This is a genomic window from Robiginitalea sp., from assembly GCF_049588695.1.
GTDB lineage: Bacteria > Bacteroidota > Bacteroidia > Flavobacteriales > Flavobacteriaceae > Robiginitalea.
The window spans coordinates 1-4,942 of record NZ_JBAVZJ010000095.1; the positions used below are offsets into that span (position 1 = coordinate 1).

Annotated in this window: 4 protein-coding genes; 1 reads left to right on the forward strand and 3 read right to left on the reverse strand. The window is 46.0% G+C overall.

Going from position 1 to position 4,942, the window contains the following annotated elements; genetic code table 11:
- On the reverse strand, positions 1-542 hold a 542-nt coding region (locus tag WBV75_RS02005; protein ID WP_424118984.1), incomplete at its 3' end, for a UvrD-helicase domain-containing protein.
- A gap of 110 nt (positions 543-652) precedes the next feature.
- On the opposite strand from WBV75_RS02005, the gene WBV75_RS02010 reads away from it, so the two are divergent.
- Positions 653-1,261 (forward strand): superoxide dismutase, encoded by a 609-nt coding sequence (locus tag WBV75_RS02010; RefSeq protein WP_424118985.1) that lies wholly within the window; start codon positions 653-655, stop codon positions 1,259-1,261.
- A 686-nt stretch (positions 1,262-1,947) separates the two neighbouring features.
- Here the strand turns inward: WBV75_RS02010 and WBV75_RS02015 are convergent.
- Both WBV75_RS02015 and WBV75_RS02020 read right to left on the reverse strand, forming a co-directional pair.
- The gene (locus tag WBV75_RS02015; RefSeq protein ID WP_424118986.1) at positions 1,948-3,846 is read right to left on the reverse strand and encodes an amidophosphoribosyltransferase; all 1,899 of its coding nucleotides are present in this window, start codon (positions 3,844-3,846) and stop codon (positions 1,948-1,950) included.
- A gap of 36 nt (positions 3,847-3,882) precedes the next feature.
- Positions 3,883-4,809, reverse strand: a complete 927-nt coding sequence (locus tag WBV75_RS02020) for a PfkB family carbohydrate kinase (protein ID WP_424118987.1) — start codon at positions 4,807-4,809, stop codon at positions 3,883-3,885.
- Between the last annotated feature and the right edge of the window lie 133 nt (positions 4,810-4,942).

Below are 4,942 nucleotides of genomic sequence, written 5' to 3' on the forward strand. Positions count from 1 at the left end.
TCGTCTTCGGCTTTTTCAAGGGCAAAATCGACAAGTATATCCGTCAGTTGTTTATCTGTTCCGGCCTGGGCTATAAGCTCATTAATGGCCTCCTCCAGGAGGAGGTCTGTCTCCAGTACGACCTCAAAATTTGCGGGGATGTCCAGATCGCGGGCAAAGGTCCTGAGTACCCTTTGATTGAATTTGTCGATGGTGGATACGTCGAAAAATGCGTAATTATGGAGTATTTGCTGGAGTACTGCACTACTTCTTTGGATTAAGGCAGCCCGATCTGTTTGCAACTCTGAGCGCACAGCTTCAAACATGGGTGTAGTATCTGAATTTTCAGCACTCAGGGAGGCGAATTCCATAAGACTGTCGAGAATGCGACTTTTTAACTCCGCTACAGCCTTATTGGTAAAGGTAATAGCCAGAATCTTCCGGAATAATCCTCCTGGACCGGGCCGTAATATCAAGCTGAGATATTCCCGGGCCAGGGTAAAAGTCTTTCCGGAGCCCGCGGAGGCATCAAAGATTCGAAAGGCTTTTACGTGCTGGTCCATTCTTTGCAAATTAAGGAATCTGTAGAGCTTCTTAACAATAAATTAGCGCAAAGTGTTTGTTAAAATCGGTATTTTTGATCAACACTTTTGATAACAAAAAACACGATCTTATGTCATTCCAACTACCAAATTTACCTTATGAATACGACGCTCTGGAGCCGTATATCGACGCCAGGACTATGGAAATTCACCATACCAAGCACCACAATGGGTATACTACTAAACTCAATGCAGCTATTGAAGGAACAGACCTCGCCGATAAGTCTATTGAATCCATTTTAGGCGAATTGGACATGTCTAATACAGCCGTTAGGAATAACGGGGGCGGCTTTTATAACCACTGCCTCTTCTGGGAGGTTATGTCACCAAATGGAGGCGGAGATCCGCAAGGAGCTCTGGGCAGCGCTATAACGGAGGCTTTTGGTTCCTTTGAGGATTTTAAAGATGCTTTCAGCAAGGCAGCAGCTGGACGGTTTGGATCTGGGTGGGCCTGGTTATGTGTGCATAAAGGCGGTAAAGTAGAGATTTGTTCTACCCCAAACCAGGACAATCCCCTAATGCCCGGCACGGGTTGTGGAGGCCATCCCATTCTCTGTTTGGATGTTTGGGAGCACGCGTATTACCTGAATTACCAAAACAGGCGCCCTGATTATATCAATGCCTTTTTCAATGTTATAAACTGGGAAAAGGTGGCTGAGGAATACACCAAAGGCAGTTAAGCCAGGGTGTAGCGAAGGTTTTAATAAGAATCCCGGGATTACCCGGGATTTTTTTGTGTATAAATCAGAAAAGGACAGAGAAAACTCTGTCCTTTTCATCCCAAATCTTACCATAAACTTAACCTACTTATGCTATGGCAGTACTAAAATACTGGTATTAAGGGAAATAACAAAGAAAATATCCGAGAAAAAACGATGAAAGTCCGAAAAGGACTACATCTTAAACTTTATAATTGGGGAACAATCCCGTGGAAATCAGGGGGATTATGGGCAAATAAAAAGGCAAGGTTTTACCCTTGCCTTTTCCCCAAATCTTACCATGAACTTAACCTACTTATGCTATGGTTCTCCAAAACTAGACGATGGAGTCAGCTGTGGAAAAGCTCTCGGGTGAATACCCGTTAAAACCGTTGAAATACCCGTGTATTAAATACGTGTGGGAGAAGTAGTACGCTTGCTGAAAGGAGCATCTTCAAGAGGTGTGAAAAAATGGAAGCGCCGTGGTAGGACAATAAAAAAGGCGGAGAAGTCTCCACCTTTTTTCCCCAAATCTTACCATGAACTTAAACCTACTTATGCTATGGCACAGGCAATGTAAGGTCCGAACCGTCCTGTGGTATTAATTCCACGATGAAATGCCTAAAACATCGATGAAACACCCTTAAGAGTGTATTTCATCGAAAATACTAGTAGGCACGCTGGTTTTTACCCTCGTAGAAATTGATGAATGCCCGGTTTACAACCCGGTTACCTCCCGGTGTGGGATATTCACCGGTAAAGTACCAGTCCCCGAGATTCTTCGGGCACGCCTTATGCAGGTTTTCTATGGTCTGGTAGATTATGGTCACCTCAGCCCGGATATCCGGCGGGCTTAAAATTTCGGCTATTTTAGTCGATATCTCCTGGGCGGTAAAAGGGGCGTAAAAGCCTTTGACGTAATTGACATCCTCAGAGTCCTGACGGGTTACCGATGCCTTGCAGGCCTGGTAAATATTCTCGATAACATCTTCTGTACCCCGATCTTTATGGAGTGCCAGGGCGGCTTTGAAGGCTATAAAGTCCTCGAGCTTGGCCATGTCTATCCCGTAGCAATCGGGGTAGCGTATTTGTGGGGCTGAAGAGATCACGATGATTTTTTCCGGATTCAGACGGTCCAGAATTCTCAAAATACTCTTCTTCAGGGTTGTCCCCCTTACAATACTGTCGTCTATAATGGCCAGATAGTCTCCTTTTTCCACGGAGCCATAGGTAATGTCGTATACGTGGGCGACCAGATCGTCACGACTGCTGTCCTGGGTAATAAAGGTCCTCAGTTTAGCATCTTTAATCGCTACTTTTTCAATTCGGGGGCGTACATCGAGAATTTCATGAAGGGTTTCCGGATTCAGATCCGATCCCATTTCGAGAATCTGAGCTTCCTTTTTCTTATTCAGGTAGGACTGCGCCTCCCGAACCATTCCCAGAAAAGAAGTTTCTGCCGTATTGGGAATGTATGAAAACACGGTTCTTCGGATATCCCCGTTAATCGTCTTCAGGAGTTGGGGGAACAAAAGACGACCGAGTTCCTTGCGCTCCTCGTAGATCTCGCGGTCATTGCCCCGGGAGAAATAGATCCGTTCAAAAGAACAGGCTTTCCGGTCTTTGGGTTTTAAAATCTGATCGATGGATACCCGACCACTTTTTTTAACGATAATCGCATGGCCCGGTGGGAGCTCTTTGACGGCGTCGTAGGAGATGTTAAAAACAGTCTGAATTGCGGGGCGCTCCGAGGCGACAACCACCACTTCATCATCCTGGTAGTAGTAGGCGGGCCGAATCCCCGAGGGATCCCTGAGTACGAAAGCATCACCGTGGCCCAACAAACCGGCCATGGTGTATCCGCCATCCCAGTTTTTGGAAGATTTCCGAAGAATTTTAGACACCTTTAATCGCTCTGCAATGTGGGGTGAAGCCTCCATTTTAGAGAAACCTTCTTTTTTAATGTCTTTATACAATTTGGCGACAGCGTCATCCAGGAAATGGCCAATTTTTTCCATGACCGTAATGGTGTCTGCCATTTCTTTGGGATGCTGCCCCAGCTGAATCAAATTGTCGAATAACTCCCTGACGTTTGTCATATTGAAATTGCCAGCGACAATGAGATTCCTGTGCATCCAGTTATTCTGTCTTAAGAAAGGGTGTACACTTTCTATGCTGTTCTTCCCGAAAGTTCCGTAACGAACATGCCCGAGGATCAATTCTCCGATATACGGAATATTCCGCTTGAGCCAATTGATGTCCTTGGCAAATTCAGGGGCTTCTTCGAGAGAGGTATTAATGCGCAGGTTGATTCGGTCAAAAATATCCTGGATCGGTTGGGATTCTATAGACCGGATACGACTCATGTAGCGCTCCCCTGCGTCCATATCGAGCTTGATACTGGCATAACCGGCCCCATCCTGCCCACGGTTATGCTGCTTTTCCATCATCAGATACATCTTATTGACCCCGTAAAAGGCCGTCCCGTATTTTTCCTGATAATACTCAAGGGGCTTCAAAAGCCTGATGAGAGAAATACCGCATTCATGTTTTATCGCGTCACTCATGGAGATAGGATTAAAAAACGAATAGGATCTGCCCCGTTATTTTATTTCAAAATCAAACTGGGTCAGATCTTTAAACTCTTGTAATCGCGCCTCTATTTCCAAAGGCTTTAATTCCTGAAGGCGTTCTGTTCCAAATCGCTCCACACTGAAAGACGCCAGATTCGCACCGTGTATTACAGCGTTTTTAAGATTGTCAAAAGAGATGTTTTCGGTACCCGCCAGGTAGCCCGTAAAACCTCCGGCAAAGGTGTCTCCGGCGCCTGTCGGGTCAAAGATATCTTCCAGGGGGAGGGCGGGTGCAAAGAATATGCGTTTGTCGTGAAAGAGAAGAGCTCCGTTTTCCCCTTTCTTAATCAGCACATATTCAGGTCCCATGGCACTTATTTTCCGAGCCGCCTTGACCAGGGAATACTCCCCGCTCAATTGTCGGGCTTCCTCGTCATTAATGGTGATCACATCAACTTTGCCAATGACGTCAATCAAGGCATCCCAGGTGTGTTCCATCCAGTAATTCATGGTGTCCAGGACCACTAATTTGGGACGGCTTTCCAGTTGATTCAGTACCTGCATTTGGATCTCGGGATGCAGGTTGCCCAACATCACTACATCTGGATTCCTGAATTCCCGGGGAACCCTTGGCTTAAAATCAGCAAGTACGTTGAGTTCCGTTGCGAGCGTATCCCGTTTGTTCAGGTCGTGCTGATATTTGCCACTCCAGAAAAAGGTTTTTCCTCCTTCTACCACTTCCAAACCCTCGATGTCGACGGATTTGCTGGTAAGGAGATCGAGATAGGCAGTCGGAAAATCGTCTCCGACCACAGAGACAATAGCTGGTTTAACATTGTAGTTTGAGGCAGCCAGGCCTATGAATGTTGCGGCTCCTCCGAGGATTTTGTCGGTTTTGCCAAAGGGGGTCTCAATAGCATCGAATGCAACAGTTCCCACGATTAGTAATTTGCCCAAAGCTTCTAAAGATTTTTGCAAATATACGGTTTTGATTTGCGATAGCTTCAGCAATAAGAATGGAAGTTAGCCTCTATTTCCTTCCGAAATCTGCAGGGATTTCTCCCCAGGCCCGGGTTTCCCATTTTACCAC

What these genes read in the sequence shown, in the direction of transcription:
- WBV75_RS02010 (WP_424118985.1), top strand. Translation starts at nt 653, where the DNA reads ATGTCATTCCAACTACCAAATTTACCTTATGAATACGACGCTCTGGAG.
- WBV75_RS02015 (WP_424118986.1), bottom strand. Translation starts at nt 3,846, where the DNA reads ATGAGTGACGCGATAAAACATGAATGCGGTATTTCTCTCATCAGGCTT.